The organism is Pantoea sp. RSPAM1, from assembly GCF_038816185.1.
Classification (GTDB): domain Bacteria; phylum Pseudomonadota; class Gammaproteobacteria; order Enterobacterales; family Enterobacteriaceae; genus Pantoea; species Pantoea ananatis.
Window position 1 is genome coordinate 2,243,595 of the sequence record NZ_CP046137.1, and the last position, 18,119, is coordinate 2,261,713.

Here is an 18,119-nt window from a genome sequence, read left to right on the forward strand (position 1 = left end):
GTCGTCCCGCTATGCCTGTATGAGCATAAACTTTGCCTGGCAAAGCCTGACGAGATCCAAAATAAGCGTGAAGAAGGCCGTTACGACGGGTGATGAAAGGGTGCAGAACGCGAGCGGGGAACATGCGGGCATCCTGACAAAAGAAAACGGCAGAGCCCGTGACGCGCTCTGCCGCAAACGCCCTCATCAGAACTCTTTTTGCCCGCCCAGTTCGATCACCCGGTTAGCCGGGATTCTGAACTGCTCATGCGCGCGTAGAGCATTGCGCTGGAAGAAGTGGAAGATAACGCCTTTGGCATGGGCCAGACCGCGGCGCTTTTTCATCACCAGCGTGTCGTGCGAGGTAAAAAATGACGCTTCATTTAACGTACAGCCAAAGCCTTCCAGCCCACAAAGATGCAGCACATCCTGCATCGACGGACGCTCATGCCAGCCATAGGTAGCCGTCACCTGCCAGAACGATGGGGACATCTGGCGCAACGCAATGCGCTGCTGATTGTGTACGCGGGGCAGATCGACGGTTTTAATATGCAGTAAGACAGTGCGCTCATGCAGTACCCGGTTATGTTTCAGGTTATGCAGCAGCGCCTGCGGAATTTCATACTCTTTACGCGTCAGGAAGATAGCCGTTCCCCCCACCCGCATCGGCGGAGAGGCTTCCAGGGAGCTAATCAGCGCTTTCAGCCGCACCGGATCGTCAGTGAGACGGCGGATAAGCCGGGAACGCTCACTGCTCCAGATAAGCATCAGCACCAGCATGGTCATCGCCAGCAGCACCGGCACCCAGCCGCCAGACAGGAGCTTCATCAGATTAGCGGCAAACAGCGGCACATCAATTAACAGCATGCAGAGCAGAAAAAACAACGCCACCGGCAACGGCCACTTCCAGTTTTTAAAGGCCACAATACCGGCCAGACAGGCCGTCAGCACCATTGTGCCCGTTACCACAATACCGTAAGCGGATGAGAGCGCAGAGGACTGGCGGAAAGCCAGGATGACGACAGTGACCGCCGCAAACAGCAGCCAGTTTACGACCGGGATGTAGATTTGTCCTGATTCCGTGGCAGACGTAAAGATCACTCGCATCGGCGGCAGAAAGCCCTGGCGAATGGCCTGATGCGTCAGCGTGTAAACGCCGCTGATGATTGACTGGGCAGCAATGACCGTGGCCAGGGTTGACAGGACAATCAGCGGGATCTGTGCCCAGACGGGCGCCAGAATATAAAACGGATTTTGTACCGCGCTGGGTTCGGCGAGCACCAGAGCGCCCTGACCAAAATAGTTCAGCACCAGAGCGGGCAGGGCAATGATCAACCAGGCCAGCCTGATAGGGGTTTTGCCCAGGTGTCCCATATCCGCATACAGGGCTTCAGCACCGGTGACGGCCAGCACCACCATGCCGAGCGCGGCAAATGACAGGGCTTCATGATGAAGCAGAAAGGTCAGGGCGAAGGCCGGATTGAGGGCATGTAAAACGTGCGGATTCATGGCGATGCCGCGCACACCGAGTATCGCCAGGGTAATAAACCACACCAGCATGATCGGGCCAAAAACGCGGCTGACGCGCTCGGTGCCGTGCTTCTGAATCACAAAGAGTATCGTTAGTATGACCATGGCCAGCGGCACAATAAAGCGATCCAGCGCCGGGGCCACGACTTCAATCCCCTCAACGGCGGAAAGCACCGAGATTGCCGGGGTAATAATGCCATCACCGTAAAAGAAGGCCCCCCCTGTAAGGCCTGCCAGAACAATGATGCGGCTGAGCCGTGCGCCGACATTTTGCCGGGCCAGGGACATCAACGTCAGTATTCCGCCTTCGCCGTCATGATCTGCACGCATGATAAAGATGACGTATTTCACCGTCACAATCAGGGTCAGTCCCCAGAATATCAGAGACAGAAACCCCATGACCGCCTCTTCGGTCACCGCCCCGGAGGGAAGAATAGACAGACACTCTTTCAAGGTATAGAGCGGGCTGGTGCCGATATCACCAAATACGATCCCCGCTGCCGCCAGCATGCCTGCAGGAAGAGACTGTTTTTCAGACTGCGCCATTTAATATCCTGTTTTGCTTCACGTAATTATCCACCTTCGCCGGACAGGTCATCCGGTCAGCGATCAGCACGAGATTACGCGGTTTAGCGTGAGTTAGGGAGTAGGTGGTTAAGTTATGAACTGCATTTTTACAGGTTTGTACCTTTTTTTTACGACATTTTTACACGACTGTCGATTAACTCAGCAGTTATTTCGCGCGAGACGTGGCGTAAATCTGCCGTAACGACCAGGCTGTTTAAAACCGGTTGAGTCAGCATGTTGCATTAAGCCAAATTATGTCTTTTGCGTTGTCAGCCATGCCGACCCGCGGCGTGAATGCGGCGAATGACAAGGCTGTGTCGCGGCGGAGACAGGGAAGCCAGCGCTATGTTGGTTTTAACGCCCGGCCCGAACGAACAGGAAGAACGTCCCGGCGTTAAAAAAAATAAAAATTTTTTTAAAATAGTCCTTACTTATGATTAATTCGTTCGCGTTTGTTGCAGCGTTAATTTATTTCAAAAACGGCGGCTTTAAACAACGGCGCAGCCGGTATATTCAGGCACAATTTTAAGCTGGCCTTAAGCGAAATTTTATTAATTAAACGCGCGCACCATTTTGAATAAAGATTATTCACCTCCGCTTAAATAAAAATTGACTTTCCTCCATCCATTAATTTCATTTGTATTTCCTGAGTAACTTAACGCTGCATCTTTATTTATGCATTCAACGGACTAATGCTTTTTAACGGTAATGCCGCGTCCACCCCCATTATTCAGCCGGTTTACCCTTAAGCGCATTAATGCTTATTCACGCCCTGTCGATATCGTTATGGCTAGCGTGCTTCAGCATAACCTAATGAATAACGAACATAGTATTCGGGGAATTTAATATGACTATTACTCAGCGGCTTTTCCTGACGTTTTCACTCCTCTCGGCATCGATGATCGCCATGGTGGTGATCGTCATCATGGTATTAAGCGGCTTCCAGTCGCGCTTTCAATACGTACAAACCAATACGCTGCCTTCACTGGTTGACCTGGATAAAATGGTCAATGGCAGTAACCGGCTTAACGTCTCGCTTTACCGACATTTGAGTGCAAAAGATCAAAACAAACAGGCCGAGTTCGAAAAGGAAATAACAACGCGGCTGGATAACGTTAAAGCGCTGACTGAATTTTATTTGAAAAATGAAACCACTAACGATCAGGACATCAGGCTGAGCCAGAATGCCTTAGCGCTGATTAAGCAGATGGAAGAACGTTTGCCCGGTTTTATGGCGAATTCCCGTCTGCATAGCGACGCTGCGCTGGCCGATCTGCAGGGCAATAGCGGGGTCGGGCAGTCTATTCGCGATTTAATTGAAAGTTACCAGAAACAGTTACAGTTTAATGTGGAGGTAGGAGCGGCATTTGAAAAAGATAACAACCAGGTTTACCGGCAAACGCTTGTATGGTTAATTGCCGGTTCGGCCGCCATCATTCTGCTGCTGGGCGCGTTCTCCGTAAGAACGATTTTGGGGATCCGCAGGCACCTTAACGGTATGCGAATCACCATGGAACATGCCAGCGAGCGGCTGGATCTTACCCTGCGTGCAGATGACTCCCGTCAGGATGAAATTGGTCTTACGGCCAAAGCGTTTAACAACCTCATCGGGAATGTGGCCCACTCGCTGTCGTCCGTTGAACGTTCGGCCCATTCTGTCAGTTCTGCCACCTCGCAAATTTCGGCCGGCAACGAAGATCTCTCGTCACGCACCGAGCAGCAGGCGGCCTCGCTGGAACAGACGGCTGCCAGTATGTCAGAGCTGAGTGAAACCGTGCGCCAGACGGCTGAAAATACCCGACTGGCCAGCCAGCTGTCGAAAAATGTCCGGGACATTTCAGACGACAGCGCCACGAAAGTTCACACCATGCTCGGCACCATGACCGACATTAAACAGAGTTCAGAAAAAATCACCGCCATTATTAGCCTGATCGAAGGCGTGGCTTTCCAGACCAATATTCTGGCGCTCAACGCTGCCGTTGAAGCCGCCCGGGCCGGCGAGCAGGGACGGGGGTTTGCCGTTGTCGCTGGCGAAGTGCGTAACCTGGCGCAGCGTTCTTCAACTTCAGCGCGCGAGATTAAAGAACTTATCGAATCCTCAATGCGCTATGTGGAAACCGGCGTTAATCAGGCTGAACAGGTGGGTGATAATATAGGACGAATGAAGGACGCAGTGCGACAGGTAACCGACCTCGTTGACGAAATTGCCGTCGCGTCTCAGGAGCAGTCATTGGGGATTGGTCAGGTGCATCAGGCCGTCAATCAGATGGATGACGTAACACAGCAGAATGCGGCGCTGGTGGAGGAAGCCTCATCGGCATCCCGCTCGCTCATGGATCAGGCCTCAGCACTGAATCAGCTCGTCGCCACCTTCGTGCTGACCGATGCCGCACCTGTTGCCCCATCCAGCCCCGCACGGGTTTCTTCCGCCTTTGTTCAGGCACCTGCGGCCTATGCTAAGCAGGACGATAACTGGCAACATTTTTAGGGTTGTGCGGCGGGTGGGGCGGTAACACGGGATAAAGGCATGCCATCGTCCCACCCGCTCAACCCGCAGCCCGAGTGGCGTTATCCTGTCCTGCCACTGTAAAGCACCGGGCCGGTAGGCTGCCCGGTGGGTGAACCGCCCTGGGGTTCAAGGCTGACCGCAATCACCGCGTTTTTCAGCGGATCACGTGCGGCAAGTTTGAGCTGCGTGGTTTCCTGGGCATTCAGCAGCCCCAACGAAACGGGCTGTTGACCAGCAGGGATGAGCCACAGTTGCAGGCTGTTGTTTGCGCCAATAGCGACCGGCTGCAACGGTGTTACACGCAGCTGCGTCAACGCCTTATCTGCACTGACCACCCATTGACCCTGTTGCTCCGCGCCCCGCATGACGGTCAGCGGGGTAAAGTCGGGCGTCCTGATAACCTGATACGACACCAGCGTCAGCGCGGCAAGGGCAGCGGCAACCAGCCAGCCAATATAACCGCGCCTGACGCGCGGCGTTACCTTTGTCGGCAGACTTAACGTAATTTTTTTCCAGACGTATTCCGGTGGAACCTGAGGCATCAGACTGCGATCCAGTCCGGCAAGCAGGGTTTGCCATTTGGCTACCCGCTCAGTCAGTTCCGGCTCACTCTGCAGACGCTTCTGAAAGCGTAACCGCGCATTGCCGCGCAGCGTACCCAGCGCGTATTCCGCAGAGAGCGCGTCGTCACGTTGGCGTTTATTCATAGTCCGACACATTCCCGAAGGTGCGCCATCGCCCGGCGGATCCAGCTTTTCACCGATCCAACCGGCTGCTGGAGCCAGTGAGCAATATCGCCGTGGGACATGCCCTGATAGTAGGCCAGCGTGATGCTCTGGCGCTGCTCACTGCTGAGGTTTCCCAGACAGCGCTGTAAGCGTGCGGCTTGTGCATCATCCTGTCTGTTATGCAGTTCGTCATGTTCAGCGGCCAGTAGGTCATCGTTATGGGCTTCTTCCGCACTGGCAAGGCGTGCCTGTCCGCTGCGGAGCCAGTCGATACACCGATTACGAACAATGTGGGTCATCCAGGTCAACGGGGAGCTCAGCGCGGCATTATAGGTTTCCGCCTTGCTCCAGATGGTGATGTAGCAATCATGCAGCACCTCCTCAGCCCAGGGGCGATGCTGCAACATGCGCAACGCGATGGCAAAAAGGTGCGGCGATGTCAGCCGGTAAAGTTGTTCAAATGCCTGACGATCGCCGTCGGCGATTGCCTGCATCAATTTCACCTGCTCCACTGCCTGCACCTTGTCCATAAGCGTCCCGAATGATCTGTTTCCCTTCGAGTATAAATTATTACTTCGGCATTAGTACGGTATCAATCACATCTATCACGCCATTTTTTTGGTTGACGTCATAGGTACTGATATTCGCGACGTTGCCCTGGCCATCTTTCAGCTGAATATTGTGGGGGCCATTGTTCATGATCCATAACGGCTGACCGTTAACGGTTTTCAGCTCGGCATGACCGCCACCTTGTTTGATTTTGGCTTCCAGCGCCTTCATATCGTACTTACCGGCAACCACGTGATAGGTCAGTACGCTGGTCAGTTTCGCTTTATTTTCCGGTTTGAGCAGACTGTCTACGGTGCCTGCAGGGAGCTTAGCGAACGCCGCGTTAGTGGGAGCAAACACGGTAAAAGGGCCTTTACCTTGTAAGGTATCAACCAAACCGGCTGCTTTTACCGCAGCCACCAGGGTGGTGTGATCTTTTGAGTTAACCGCATTTTCAACAATATTTTTTTGCGGGAACATGGCGGCACCGCCTACCATGACAGAACCCGACTCCATAGCGGCAAGAGAGGCAGTGGTAAACAGTAATGCACTTGATACAACGGTCACAGCGATTAGCTTTTTCATCGTAAATCCTCATTAGAGCGTGGAGTGAGTGGCTTTCAATGAGATATACGAGTAGGGGGGCGAAAGTGGATGCAAAAAAAATTAAATATTTTTTAACCCTGCGCTTAGCCTGCCCAATTAATCAGCCTGCGCGTGCTTTTCGGCCATGTCCGCATTAATTCCCCTTTCAGCACTCAGGCGCTACCGCCCGTCATGCATGGCGCATCTTGCCATCGCGGGATCCCTTAACGGCAGTCCGGTGACCTGGCTTGAGAAGGTCACGGAGCACGAGTTTTTATCCTAAGCAACCCCTGCTCAGCCTGTGCAACACATGGGAGGCCTAATCGATCTCCCACGGCGGTGCGCTGAAGGTGTGTTTCATCAGGTCGATAAAGCCCTGAGTGCGGGGGAGCCGCTTTTTTTCCTGCAGGCTGGTCAGGGCGACAATATCGGCAGACGGCAGGGTAAACGCGGGCAGCAGGGGAACGAGAAGGCCCTGGCGGATCTCGCGGCTGACATCCCAGGCGGAGCGCACCATAATCCCTTTACCGCAGAGCGCCCATTTTTTAATGATACGACCATCATTGCTGGCGAGGCGTGGCGTAATCCTCACGGTCGTTTCGTCCCCGTTGTGGCTGAACGTCCAGCGCGTCACATCCTCCGCATTTTCCCGGATCACCAGACAGTGATGGTGCTGCAGCGCATCAGGATGCGTCGGCGTACCCTGCTGCTGCAGATAAGCCGGCGAGGCGCAGAGTAAACGCGGATTGGCGGCGAGCCGGGTGCTGTAAAGCGTGGAGTCGCGCAGATGGCCGATATAAATCACCACATCCCACTTATCGGCCTGCATCCAGTCGGGGTTATCGGAGAGGGTGAGATCGATACTGAGATCGGCATGGCTGTCGGCGTACTCCGCCAGCAGCGGGGCAATGTGTTCGGAACCAAAGCCCAACGGGGCCAGCACTCTCAACGTTCCGCTGATGCGGTTTCGCGTCTGATCGATCACATCCTGCAACTGGTCTATCTCATGCAAAATCACCCGGGCGCGACCCAGCAGAGCTTCACCTTCATCGGTCAGAATAATGCGTTTTGCCGGACGCAGGATCAGCTTCACCCCGATCTTTTGTTCAATACTTTGCAGGCGCTGCGTCACGGAAGGCGGCGTGATATCCAGATGGCGCGCCGCCGCCGCCAGCGTCGGATGCAGGGCAATGACCTGAAAAAAACGTAAATCTTCGCTGTTGATCATTAGGTTCAAACCTAATCATTAATTGGGCCTGAGGGCATTTTAAACAGATTTAAACGATGAGAGCATCAAGAAAACCTTACAGGAATGCGACGATGCTCAATCACTTAACCATAACCACGCCTTATCTGCTGTTAGATAAAGTTAAGTTTGAACGCAATATCAACCGCTTGTATCAGCGAATCGAAGGGCAACGCTGTCAGATTCGCCCGCATCTGAAAACGCTTCGCACACTTCAGTCTGCGCCTTATCTGCTTAAAGCATCCTCTTCACCTGCCACCGTTTCTACCCTGGCAGAGGCCGAAGCCTTTGTCGCCGCCGGCTTCAGCAATGTGCTTTACGCCGTGGGGATTACACCCGCGAAATTGCCGCGTATTGCCGCCCTGCGGCGCCGCGGCAAACAGGTGCATGTGTTGCTGGACAGCATGGCGCAGGCGCAGGCCATCAGCGATTACGGTAAACAGCATCAGGTGATGTTTTCCGTTTTTATTGAGATCGACTGCGACGGCCATCGCGGCGGTATTCGACCTGACGACGAGACGTTGACCGAGATTGCCGGCCATCTGCATCAGCACGGGATGCTGGTGGAAGGGGTCATGACCCACGCGGGCGAGTCCTACCATTGCCGCACGCCGCAAGAGATTCAGCAGGCGGCGCAGCAAGAGTGCCAGGCTGCCATTACCGCTGCCCAGCATATCCGTGCCACAGGGATCCCGTGCCCGGTCGTCAGCGTTGGCTCCACGCCCACGGCGCATGCGGCTACGGACCTCACGGGCGTGACCGAGGTGAGGGCCGGGGTGTTTTCCACCTTCGATCTGTTTATGCACAATCTGGGCGTCTGCACCCAGGACGACATTGCGCTTTCCGTGGTGACAACGGTGATCGGCCACAACCATGACAAGGGCTGGGTTTTTGTTGATGCCGGCTGGATGGCCATGTCACGCGATCGCGGCACCGCTTCACAGGATACCGATTATGGCTACGGGCTGGTGTGCGACGACGCGGGTTGTCCGTTGGGATTGCTGCTGACAACCACCAATCAGGAGCACGGAATTATTGCGTTGCCACGCGACAGTGCGTATTCCACCGGGAATTTTCCACTGGGTACCCTGCTGCGCATTCTGCCCAACCACGCCTGCGCGACCGCCGCCATGCATACGCACTATCAGGTGATCGACCCCCGAAACGGCGAACATGAGGTCTGGCAACGCATCGTTGGCTGGTAGCGTTTTTTTTCGATTCATTGTGAGAGGACATCATGTCAGATTTTGATCCCGATAAGGTCCGTCTTTCGACCGGACATTTTATCAACGGCCAGTTTGTTTCGGCATCCGGCAAAACACTGGGGATTAAACGTCCCTCGGATGGCCAGCACTATGCTGACATCAACGAAGCAGGCGCAGAGACGGTCAGCGAGGCGGTAAGCCTCGCGGAAGACGCGCGCATTCGCAGCGGCTGGTCAGGCTGCTCGCCACGCGAACGTGGCGCGGCAATTTCCCGCTGGGCGGATTTGATCGATGCCGACAAAGATTATCTGGCGCAGCTTGAGGCGGTGGGCTCCACGCGTCCGATAACGGACACGATCAATATTGAAGTGCCTTTCACCGCTGCTGCTCTGCGTTTTTATGCAGAATGCGCTGACAAGTACAGCGGAGATGTGTTTCCAACCCAGAACAGCAGCCTGGGGATGCTGGTGCCGGAACCTTATGGCGTGATCGGCGCGATCACGCCGTGGAATTTCCCGCTGTCGATGGCGTCGTGGAAGTGCGGCCCGGCGCTGGCGGCGGGAAATGCAGTGGTACTCAAGCCCTCTGAGCTGACGCCATTTTCCACCGCGCGGCTGGCTGAACTGGCCGTGCAGGCCGGTATTCCGCCCGGCGTGCTTAACGTCGTTCAGGGCGGCGGACAGGTCACCGGCAATGCACTGGTGACCCATCCCTTAGTCAGAAAGGTGTCCTTTACCGGTTCAACCGCGACCGGGGCGGCGATCATGAGCCAGGCCGCGTTACAGGGTACTAAGCCCGTGACGCTGGAACTGGGCGGAAAAAGCCCGCAGCTGGTTTTCGACGATGCAGGCGATGCGGATGAAATCGCCGAGCGCCTGTTTCTGGGCTTCACCGTCAACGCCGGTCAGGCCTGTGTTTCAGGGACGCGTCTGATCATTCAGCAAGGTATCGCGGAACGGGTCATCGAAAAGCTTATCGCCCTGTGCAAAACACCGCTGCCCGGTATGACCTGGCAGGCCGCCACGCGTTACTGTCCGCTGATTGATCAACGGCAGGGGGAAAAAGTCGCGAGGATTATCGCGCAGTCCGTGGCGCAGGGGGCCCGCATTCTGGCCGGCGGCCAGCGTTACGAAAACACCGCGCAGGGCTGGTTCTGGCAACCGACGCTGTTAGCCAATGTGAGTCAGGATAACGTCGCGATTCAGGAGGAGATCTTCGGACCGGTGCTGACCATTCAGACGTTTAGCGATGAAGAAGAAGCCCTGGCGCTCGCACAGCATCGCGTTTTTGGCTTATGCGCAGGCGTGCATACGCTCAATATGCCACGTGCGATGCGGCTGATGAAAGCCCTGGACAGCGGTACGGTCTGGATCAACCGCTATCGTCGAACCTGGGACTTTATCATTCCCACCGGCGGCTTTCAGGGGTCCGGTTTTGGCAAAGATCTTGGGCGCCAGGCCTTTGAGTCATGTCAGCGCTACAAGAGTGTCTTAATCGATTTTTAACACCTTTACTGGAGATCACAGACGATGCCCGCACCGCTCAGGCTTGTTCAGGACAGTACGCATTTCCCCGACTCGGTGGACGTAGTGATTATCGGTGCCGGGATTGCAGGTGCAGCGACCTGTTGGGAGCTGACCAAAAAAGGCTATCGGGTCGCCGTGATCGAAAAGGGCCTTGTCGGCGCAGAGCAGTCCAGCCGTAACTGGGGCTGGTGCCGTCAGCTTAACCGCGACGAGCGGGAAATTCCGCTCATTCTGCACGCCCTGCAACGCTGGCATGCGCTGAGCGACGAGATCGGGATAGACGTAGGGTTTCGCGCCAGCGGGCTGGTCTATGCCACGCGAACTGAGAAGGATATTCGCAACTGGGATAACTGGGGCAAGATGGCGAAGCAGTACGGTATTCGCAGTCGAATGCTGAGTGCCGCCGAGGCCAAAACGATGACGCCGGGCAGTACCACAAACTGGCATGGCGGCGTTCATTCCCCTGACGACGGTTATGCCGACCCGGCTTTAGCCGCACCGGGGCTGATGGAAGCCGCGGTGAAAAAGGGCGCGTTTCTGTTTCAGCGCTGTGCGGTTCGCGGGCTGGATATCTCGGCAGGACAGGTCAGTGGGGTGATAACCGAACGCGGCCTAATCAAAACCACCCAGGTTGTATGCGCCACGGGTGCCTGGACATCGCTGTTTTGTCGCCGCCACGGCATCGATCTGCCCGCCGGTAACGTTATTGGCAGTGCGTTTCGTACCCATCCTGCAGAACAGCCACTCACTCTGCCTTTCTATACCGATGCCTTTGCCTGTCGTCCACGCCAGGACGGGGGTTATACCATTGCGCTGTCTGGAACCGGACGGCTGGAGCCAGGGTTTCAGGGCTTACGCTATGCCCGACAGTTTTTTCCGTTATACAAAGCCCGCCGGTTAAATCTGGAAACCAAAATCCGGCTCTCATCGTTTTTGCAAGGCCCTGAATCCCGGGCAAGCTGGTCTATGGATGGCCTTTCACCCTTCGAGAAACATCGGGTGCTGGATCCTCAGGTTTCAGACGGCATCGTTGAAAAGGGGCTGGCGGCGATAGGCAGGGAGTTTCCGGCACTGGCCGGGCTGCGGGTGACTCAGGCCTGGGGCGGCGTGATTGACTGCATGCCGGACGACATTCCGGTCATTTCTGCCGTACCGCAGCTGCCGGGGCTGATTCTGTCTTGCGGCTACAGCGGCCATGGATTTGGTATTGGCCCCGGTGCGGGACGTCTCACGGCGGACCTGGTCACAGGGGATGCGCCGATTGTCGATCCCACCGCGTTCCGCTATTCCCGTTTCCGCGACGGCACAACGCTGAAAAAGCCGGGCATGATGTAAAGAGGTGACGATGCAACCATTAATACACGCGCGTGATATACAGGGCACACCGCATCCGGGCCACTATTCGCACTATGCGCTGAGCTCGGGACTGATGTTTATCTCCGGCCTGTTGCCGGTCACGCCAGCCGGCGAAATGCGCAACACGGCCTCCTTTGCTGAGCAGACGTCGCAGGTGTTGGCCAATCTGGAGGCCTGCCTGCAGCAGGAAGGCCTCAATAAGCATCATCTGGTGATGGTAAGGGTTTATCTGGTGGATGTCGGACTGTGGGCAGAATTTAACAGGCTGTATGCACAATGGCTCGGCGAGTGGAAACCCGCCAGAGCTATCGTGCCGGTGCCGGAACTCCACTACGGCGTGCTGCTGGAGGTTGAAGCCACGGCGGCAACGGGCCGCTAAAACGCCGGACGTGAGCCTGTCCGGCAGCCGTGGTGCGTAAAAAATAAAAACCGTCGCAGGCGCGCCCGCGACGGCAGAGGTCAGGCCGTGCCTTGCGGGGTTTCCGGCTGAACCGGTTCTTTCAGCGCCCGCACCGTCTGGTGGCGATGCCAGTAATAGTTGAGCGTGTATTTAACGTGTTCAATCTCTTTTTTCAGACCGGGCAAGCGGATTTTACTGCGCTTTTTGCCCTGTGCATTGGGCTGAACATGCTGCACATACACACTGTCTCTGCCGAACTGACGCAGCACGTTAATATTTTTGACATTATCCCACTCAAGCAAACCGGCTGAATGCGGCTGCACGATGCCTTGCCAGGTAATGATCATCTGTGAACCATCTTTGAGCGTAAAAGGCACATCCGGAAAATATTTTAAGACCAGCGCGGTCTCTTCTTCACCCGTCGGTTGGTAACGCCAGGCCAGGCTCTCTTCATGTTGCGAGGTGAAGTCTCGCTCATACTTTTGCCAGAGCCGGTGCTCAATCTGATCCGCGACCGGGATGATATCGACCCAACTGTCCGCCGGTGATGTCGCGGCGATGACGGCGTAATCCGCCTCTTCCACGGCATAGTTAACGTTGCGCATTCTTTCAGACAATGGGGGATGGGAATCAAAGGGATGGGGGATATTCTGTTCACGCATCGTGCTGACAAAGTCCGCGGAACTCACGTGTTGCGGCAGGCCAACGGCGATGGCCTGACTGATCCCGGGTGCATTTTCATACAGCGTTTTATTCGCAAAAAGCTTACGCTCAACTTCGTAACGATAGCTGGCATAGGCTGAGATTTTGATTAACGATTCAATAATCGCCGCAGAGGAGACGCGCGCGGCGGCGTTGCGGTCGGCGATAAATTCGCGTTCACGGCTGTTACGCTGCCACGCGAGTTCGAAGAACAGGCGATAAAGATAGAGCGGATAAAAGACAATGAGCGTGGACAGATTCTCGCTCATTAACTGCGTATACATATCGAACCGATGGAGCTTTGGACCCAGCAAGGCACCCGATGCCGTATCGCCTTCGTGCAGGTGTGTCAGTTCATGCACCATCACGCTATCAGCCTGCGCGGTACTCAGCTGACGCAGCAGGGGAATACTGACGTACAGTTTTCGGCCATGCAGTGGCTGGTCGTTCACGCTCAGCGGTGCTTCTGTCACGAAGAAGTTGGTATCGATACCGGCGATGATGTGATCTGGCGGGATAGTGCCCACGCTGGCCGCCAGCGCGTCAACACGCGCCCAGAGTGCCGGGGCCGCTTCGCGGCTGACCACGTCGCCTTCAATGCTCTCCTCCGGCGGCAGCTTTTTAAAGATGCCTTTGATCATGTAATACATGGCAGCCAACACCAGCAGCGCGACCAGGATCACCAGCTTTGGATAGTATTTTTGCGTGAAAAAGGCGGTGCCCCAGAAAGAAAGCCACACCAACATGGCGCCCTGTATCAGCACCTGCAGCGAGCACGCCAGCATCAGAAAGGGACGCGCCAGGCGGAGGCTGAGTAACTGCCCCCGTCGGCTTTTAAATGCCAGCGCACTGAACAGAAGGATCATCAGCAGAATGACGCCGCTGAAAACCATCGTCCAAAGCGCGACTTTGCCGATAAGATAAAATTGCCACAGTTCGGACCCCGGCCCACAGACGGCATTTTTATAGTCAATCAAATTGTCGGCGACCGGCCCGCAGACGCTGGAAGGCGGATTGGCTTGCAGAAACTGCATTAATTTACCCAGACTTTGATTCTGCGCACGCGCATTATCGATAAAAATCTGGGTGTATTCCTGATCGAGTTCGTGACTGCCGTAGTGAGCAAAAACCAAGGTAATCGCAGGGGTTAAAAACAGCGTGAGCAAAAGCCATAAGAAAACTTTTGCATATCCTTTTTTCAATGCCGTTAATTTATTCACAATAATTCGCTCGCTCATTGTCGGTGGGGGGACAAGCTGTTTATTATCTGGCGATACTGACAGGGCGTTTCCGACATCAGGAAAATGGCGTGAGATCCGTCTCAGCATGCTTCAGCTTTGTGCGTGTCTTATTTGTGCGTGTCTTAGAAGAGCAAGATGGATTATAAGCCAGCAATTACTTTACGTCTTCTTAACACTCGTGGCGTTTGGTGGCAGACAGCCGATTTATCAAAGCGAGAGGCTCGCGGCGGGGTTCACAGGAAAGCGATCCTGCGGCAGGCTGGCCGCATGTTCATCAGTCACGCGATTTTCGTCTGATAATTTATGATTAAACCTGATGAATGCGGCGCGTTTTGTTTTAAATTTTTTCGCTGCGAAGGGCTTACTGGCGCTCCATAAAAACTGGCAATTCAGGCACCGGTAACACGGATAAGACTTTCAGGCGCTGTAATGTTCTGACCTGCGCCCGCTCAAGGTGATCGCGCATACAGGCGGCCGCCAGTTCCCAGTTCCTTTTCAGTAAAAATTCATAGACCAGGCTGTGTTCATCCAGCATTGCGCTGTCGACAGGAATGCTGAGCCGCTCGTAGAAGATTCGGGTCACGATAAACGGCGATTGATTTTGCCGTAAAATTTGCATCATCAGCTTATTGCCCGCAGGCTCCAGGCTGCGAATGTGCAGATCTTCTTCCAGCATTTCGAGTTCCGCGGCATTAAGCTGTTTGCCCCGGCAGGTTTGCACGTTATCCAGCCGCGCGTTAAGCCAGGCAACACTTAACCGTTCGCCGGCTTTTCGCAATGCGGCCGGCTCCAGATGCGCTCTGATTTCAAAATGATCAGCCAGTTCGCGCGCGGTTAACGGGCCTGTCAGCCACTGAGAATAGGGCTCTTTTTCTACCAGCCCTTTGTCGCGCAGGCGCATCAGGCTCTCACGTATCACCGCGCGGCTGGTGTTATAGTGCTTCGCCGCGCCCGTTTCATCCACCTGGTAGCAGCCGAATACCATCGCGGTAGACAGGATCCCCTGCAGGTTTTCCAGCACTTTTTCACCCGTGCTGCGCGTATCAACCAGCTCGTCGCGCTGTTCAAGGCCGAACAGCTCGCGCGTCAGCGCAATGCGAACCGGCTCAACGTCCTCATTTTCGCGCGCAACGATAAATCCCCGACCTTCGAAACGGGCAATCCAGCCTTCATCATGCAGCATGCTTAACGCCCGCCGGACGGGAACACGACTGGTGCCAAACAGCTGCGCCAGCGGACCTTCCAGCAGCACCAGCCCCGCAGGCACGCTATTCTGCTGAAAAACCTTCAGTAAAACCTGGCGAATACTTTCGTAACGCGCAGAGCCTGCATCGTCCATGTCCGTTCCCGTCACCTTGTTTTGCATTGTTTCATCTTCTGCTTTCCGTCCTGCCAGCCACATTAGCATATCTGACAGCACTCCCGGTGCAGGCTATCAACAGCACTGATGTAGTGCACCTTGCCCAATAATGGATCATTTTTAAATTAATACATTTAATGTCTGCACGCAATTTCATCTGTGACGTGGCAAAACAATCTAAAACGCGGCAGGCAACCCCTTGATAACGCAAGGTATTTAATTATAAGGATCGACATGATCACAATTATGCAACTTAACAGTGCTTTTTATGGCACCGTTATTGCTATCTTCAAATGTACATTTGAACGTAATATACATTTAAAGGTGACGCTGTGCAGGCCGAAAATATTCGTCAGTTATTCATGGCTGGTCAGATTGATGCGCTGGGAATCAGTGCGCTCTATGCACAACAGCGTCTGTCGCCGCTGGCCTTTACCACAGCCTGTCTGAAAGCGGCTGAAAACGCGCCTTCCGTTTTCATCTCAATGACCGCCGCCCGTGCCCGCGAAGAGGCAGAAGCCTCAACGCTGCGCTGGCAAGCGTGCCGCCCGCTGAGCCCACTGGATGGTATTCCGGTGGCCTGGAAAGATCTGTTCGATATTCAGTCAAGCCAGACCTCCGCCGGGTCGGCCACGCGAAGCAATGTCCCTGTCGCACCTCAGGATGCCGCGCTGGTGGCACAGTGTTCGGCAGCAGGAATGGTGACGCTGGGTAAAACCAACCTCAGTGAATTCGCGTTTTCCGGCCTGGGACTCAATCCCAGTTTTGGTACGCCAGCCATCCGGGGCAGCACGTCGCAGCTTTTTGCACCCGGTGGATCATCCAGCGGCGCGGGACGGGCCATCGCGGAAGGTCTCGCCTGTATCGCCTTTGGCACCGACACCGGCGGCTCAATACGGATTCCTGCCGCATTCAGCGGCACGATTGGCTATCGCGCCAGTCGCCAGCGCTATGTGACAACGGGCGTTTATCCTCTGGCGCACTCGCTGGACACGGTAGGGCCGCTTTGCCGAAGCGTACGTGACGCTATTGCCCTGGATGACATTCTGTGCGGCACGCAAAAGATGCGCTTTCCTGCGCCGCACTTTCGTGTCGACGAGGCCTTACTGGCCGCATGTCAGCCCGCCGTGCGTGAGAACGCTTGTCGCCGGATAGCCCAGTTGACGGCCGCCGGGTTCAGAATTGATCGCGCACCACTTCAGGCCTTTAACCAGGCACTGGCGTGGATTGCCGATAAGGGCTGGCCGGGTGGACGTGAGGCCTGGCTGCTGCATCGCGAACTGTTAGCCTCGCCTGACGCGGCATTGATGGATGCGCGCGTGCGGGAACGCCTGCTTGCCGCCAGCCATCAGGATCCTGCTGTGCTTGAAACGTTTCTGACGCAACGCAAGTCGTGGCAACAGGCACTGGCGGCAGAACTAGACGGTGCGGTGCTGATTACGCCTACCGTTGCCCACACCGCACCGGAGCTGGCCCCCTTGATGCAAGACGACGATCTGTTTGCCCAGACCAATCTTGCCACGCTGCGGTTGACCATGCCGGGCAGTCTGCTGGATATGCCGGGTATCGCTTTGCCGACCGGCAAAGACGCAAACGGGCTGTATACCAGCCTGCTTTTTTCCCTTCCTGCTGGCGAGGATCGCCGGCTTCTTCACGCTGCCAGCACGGTCGCAGGCACGTTTACGGCAGACCATTCCGTCTGCGCTTAACTCCTAAGAGGAAAGACTCATGGCTAAAGAAATTTTGTGTGCATTTGGTGTCGATGTGGATGCGGTTGCGGGCTGGCTGGGTTCTTACGGCGGGGAAGATTCGCCGGATGATATCTCACGCGGACTGTTTGCCGGGGAGGTGGGCGCACCGCGCCTGCTGAAAATGTTTGCTGAACACCAGTTGCGTACCACCTGGTTTATCCCCGGTCACTCCATTGAAACCTTTCCCGAGCAGATGAAAGCGGTGGTGGATGCAGGGCATGAAATCGGCGTTCACGGTTACAGCCATGAAAACCCCATCGCCATGACACCCGCGCAGGAAGAAGCCGTACTGGACCGCAGTATTGAGCTGGTCACCCAGCTGTCCGGAAAACGTCCGACAGGCTATGTGGCCCCCTGGTGGGAATTCAGCAACGTGACCAACGAGCTGCTGCTGAAAAAGGGCATCAAATACGATCACAGTCTGATGCACAACGACTTTCATCCTTACTACGTTCGCGTCGGCGACAGCTGGACCAAAATTGATTACAGCCAGCACCCCGACAGCTGGATGAAGCCGCTGACGCGTGGTGAAGAGACCGATTTGGTCGAGATCCCCGCTAACTGGTATCTCGATGACCTGCCGCCGATGATGTTTATCAAAAAATCGCCAAACAGCCACGGCTTTGTAAACCCCCGTCATCTTGAAGAGATCTGGCGCGACCAGTTCGACTGGGTCTACCGCGAAAATGACTACGCCGTGTTTACCATGACCATTCATCCCGACGTTTCAGGTCGTCCGCAGGTGCTGCTGATGCTGGAACGTCTGATCAAGTACATCCAGAGCCACCAGGGTGTGCGATTTGTCACCTTCGACGAAATCGCAGATGACTTCTTAGCGCGCCAACCGCGTTAAGTTTCTTTCCTTTATCTTGCAGAGCGATCACG

At 55.3% G+C, this 18,119-nt stretch carries 14 protein-coding genes; 7 read left to right on the forward strand and 7 right to left on the reverse strand.

Annotated features, from left to right (window positions below):
- Positions 1-186: 186 nt before the first annotated feature.
- The gene (gene kup / locus GKC68_RS11035) at positions 187-2,055 is read right to left on the reverse strand and encodes a low affinity potassium transporter Kup (RefSeq protein ID WP_047715203.1); all 1,869 of its coding nucleotides are present in this window, start codon (positions 2,053-2,055) and stop codon (positions 187-189) included.
- A gap of 868 nt (positions 2,056-2,923) precedes the next feature.
- Here kup and GKC68_RS11040 point away from each other — a divergent pair.
- On the forward strand, positions 2,924-4,564 hold the full coding sequence (locus GKC68_RS11040; RefSeq protein WP_110956989.1) for a methyl-accepting chemotaxis protein: 1,641 nt from the start codon (positions 2,924-2,926) through the stop codon (positions 4,562-4,564).
- A gap of 80 nt (positions 4,565-4,644) precedes the next feature.
- On the opposite strand, the gene GKC68_RS11045 is transcribed toward GKC68_RS11040, so the two are convergent.
- The 4 genes from GKC68_RS11045 to GKC68_RS11060 form a co-directional block, all read right to left on the reverse strand.
- The gene (locus GKC68_RS11045) at positions 4,645-5,292 is read right to left on the reverse strand and encodes an anti-sigma factor (protein WP_028724284.1); all 648 of its coding nucleotides are present in this window, start codon (positions 5,290-5,292) and stop codon (positions 4,645-4,647) included.
- Positions 5,289-5,843 (reverse strand): sigma-70 family RNA polymerase sigma factor, encoded by a 555-nt coding sequence (locus GKC68_RS11050; protein WP_013025822.1) that lies wholly within the window; start codon positions 5,841-5,843, stop codon positions 5,289-5,291. Before GKC68_RS11050 ends, GKC68_RS11045 begins: the two co-directional genes overlap by 4 nt.
- Positions 5,844-5,883: 40 nt before the next feature.
- Complete coding sequence (locus GKC68_RS11055; RefSeq protein WP_014593752.1) at positions 5,884-6,447, reverse strand: fasciclin domain-containing protein; 564 nt, start codon at positions 6,445-6,447, stop codon at positions 5,884-5,886.
- A 319-nt stretch (positions 6,448-6,766) separates the two neighbouring features.
- Complete coding sequence (locus GKC68_RS11060; protein WP_064367055.1) at positions 6,767-7,675, reverse strand: LysR family transcriptional regulator; 909 nt, start codon at positions 7,673-7,675, stop codon at positions 6,767-6,769.
- A gap of 92 nt (positions 7,676-7,767) precedes the next feature.
- On the opposite strand from GKC68_RS11060, the gene GKC68_RS11065 reads away from it, so the two are divergent.
- From GKC68_RS11065 to GKC68_RS11080, 4 genes are read left to right on the forward strand one after another with little or no spacing between them, the layout of a single operon-like run.
- The gene (locus GKC68_RS11065) at positions 7,768-8,898 is read left to right on the forward strand and encodes a DSD1 family PLP-dependent enzyme (protein ID WP_206114907.1); all 1,131 of its coding nucleotides are present in this window, start codon (positions 7,768-7,770) and stop codon (positions 8,896-8,898) included.
- 32 nt (positions 8,899-8,930) lie between these two features.
- Complete coding sequence (locus GKC68_RS11070; protein ID WP_028724287.1) at positions 8,931-10,403, forward strand: aldehyde dehydrogenase family protein; 1,473 nt, start codon at positions 8,931-8,933, stop codon at positions 10,401-10,403.
- 24 nt (positions 10,404-10,427) lie between these two features.
- Positions 10,428-11,759 carry an FAD-binding oxidoreductase gene (locus tag GKC68_RS11075; RefSeq protein WP_264227830.1) on the forward strand — a complete coding sequence of 444 codons (1,332 nt, stop codon included), beginning with the start codon at positions 10,428-10,430 and terminating at the stop codon, positions 11,757-11,759.
- A gap of 10 nt (positions 11,760-11,769) precedes the next feature.
- Positions 11,770-12,159, forward strand: a complete 390-nt coding sequence (locus tag GKC68_RS11080; RefSeq protein ID WP_064367058.1) for a RidA family protein — start codon at positions 11,770-11,772, stop codon at positions 12,157-12,159.
- 80 nt (positions 12,160-12,239) lie between these two features.
- On the opposite strand, the gene GKC68_RS11085 is transcribed toward GKC68_RS11080, so the two are convergent.
- Together GKC68_RS11085 and GKC68_RS11090 are read right to left on the reverse strand one after the other, a co-directional pair.
- Positions 12,240-14,120: a M48 family metallopeptidase gene (locus tag GKC68_RS11085; protein ID WP_058705729.1), complete on the reverse strand. Its 1,881-nt coding sequence runs from the start codon at positions 14,118-14,120 to the stop codon at positions 12,240-12,242.
- A gap of 364 nt (positions 14,121-14,484) precedes the next feature.
- The gene (locus GKC68_RS11090) at positions 14,485-15,531 is read right to left on the reverse strand and encodes a GntR family transcriptional regulator (RefSeq protein ID WP_089527889.1); all 1,047 of its coding nucleotides are present in this window, start codon (positions 15,529-15,531) and stop codon (positions 14,485-14,487) included.
- A gap of 284 nt (positions 15,532-15,815) precedes the next feature.
- On the opposite strand from GKC68_RS11090, the gene GKC68_RS11095 reads away from it, so the two are divergent.
- The gene (locus GKC68_RS11095) at positions 15,816-17,192 is read left to right on the forward strand and encodes an amidase family protein (protein ID WP_028724292.1); all 1,377 of its coding nucleotides are present in this window, start codon (positions 15,816-15,818) and stop codon (positions 17,190-17,192) included.
- Between the two features lie 19 nt (positions 17,193-17,211).
- Complete coding sequence (locus tag GKC68_RS11100) at positions 17,212-18,087, forward strand: polysaccharide deacetylase (RefSeq protein ID WP_028724293.1); 876 nt, start codon at positions 17,212-17,214, stop codon at positions 18,085-18,087.
- The last annotated feature ends 32 nt before the right edge of the window (positions 18,088-18,119 follow it).

What these genes read in the sequence shown, in the direction of transcription:
- kup (WP_047715203.1), bottom strand. Translation starts at nt 2,055, where the DNA reads ATGGCGCAGTCTGAAAAACAGTCTCTTCCTGCAGGCATGCTGGCGGCA.
- GKC68_RS11040 (WP_110956989.1), top strand. Translation starts at nt 2,924, where the DNA reads ATGACTATTACTCAGCGGCTTTTCCTGACGTTTTCACTCCTCTCGGCA.
- GKC68_RS11045 (WP_028724284.1), bottom strand. Translation starts at nt 5,292, where the DNA reads ATGAATAAACGCCAACGTGACGACGCGCTCTCTGCGGAATACGCGCTG.
- GKC68_RS11050 (WP_013025822.1), bottom strand. Translation starts at nt 5,843, where the DNA reads ATGGACAAGGTGCAGGCAGTGGAGCAGGTGAAATTGATGCAGGCAATC.
- GKC68_RS11055 (WP_014593752.1), bottom strand. Translation starts at nt 6,447, where the DNA reads ATGAAAAAGCTAATCGCTGTGACCGTTGTATCAAGTGCATTACTGTTT.
- GKC68_RS11060 (WP_064367055.1), bottom strand. Translation starts at nt 7,675, where the DNA reads ATGATCAACAGCGAAGATTTACGTTTTTTTCAGGTCATTGCCCTGCAT.
- GKC68_RS11065 (WP_206114907.1), top strand. Translation starts at nt 7,768, where the DNA reads ATGCTCAATCACTTAACCATAACCACGCCTTATCTGCTGTTAGATAAA.
- GKC68_RS11070 (WP_028724287.1), top strand. Translation starts at nt 8,931, where the DNA reads ATGTCAGATTTTGATCCCGATAAGGTCCGTCTTTCGACCGGACATTTT.
- GKC68_RS11075 (WP_264227830.1), top strand. Translation starts at nt 10,428, where the DNA reads ATGCCCGCACCGCTCAGGCTTGTTCAGGACAGTACGCATTTCCCCGAC.
- GKC68_RS11080 (WP_064367058.1), top strand. Translation starts at nt 11,770, where the DNA reads ATGCAACCATTAATACACGCGCGTGATATACAGGGCACACCGCATCCG.
- GKC68_RS11085 (WP_058705729.1), bottom strand. Translation starts at nt 14,120, where the DNA reads ATGAGCGAGCGAATTATTGTGAATAAATTAACGGCATTGAAAAAAGGA.
- GKC68_RS11090 (WP_089527889.1), bottom strand. Translation starts at nt 15,531, where the DNA reads ATGCTAATGTGGCTGGCAGGACGGAAAGCAGAAGATGAAACAATGCAA.
- GKC68_RS11100 (WP_028724293.1), top strand. Translation starts at nt 17,212, where the DNA reads ATGGCTAAAGAAATTTTGTGTGCATTTGGTGTCGATGTGGATGCGGTT.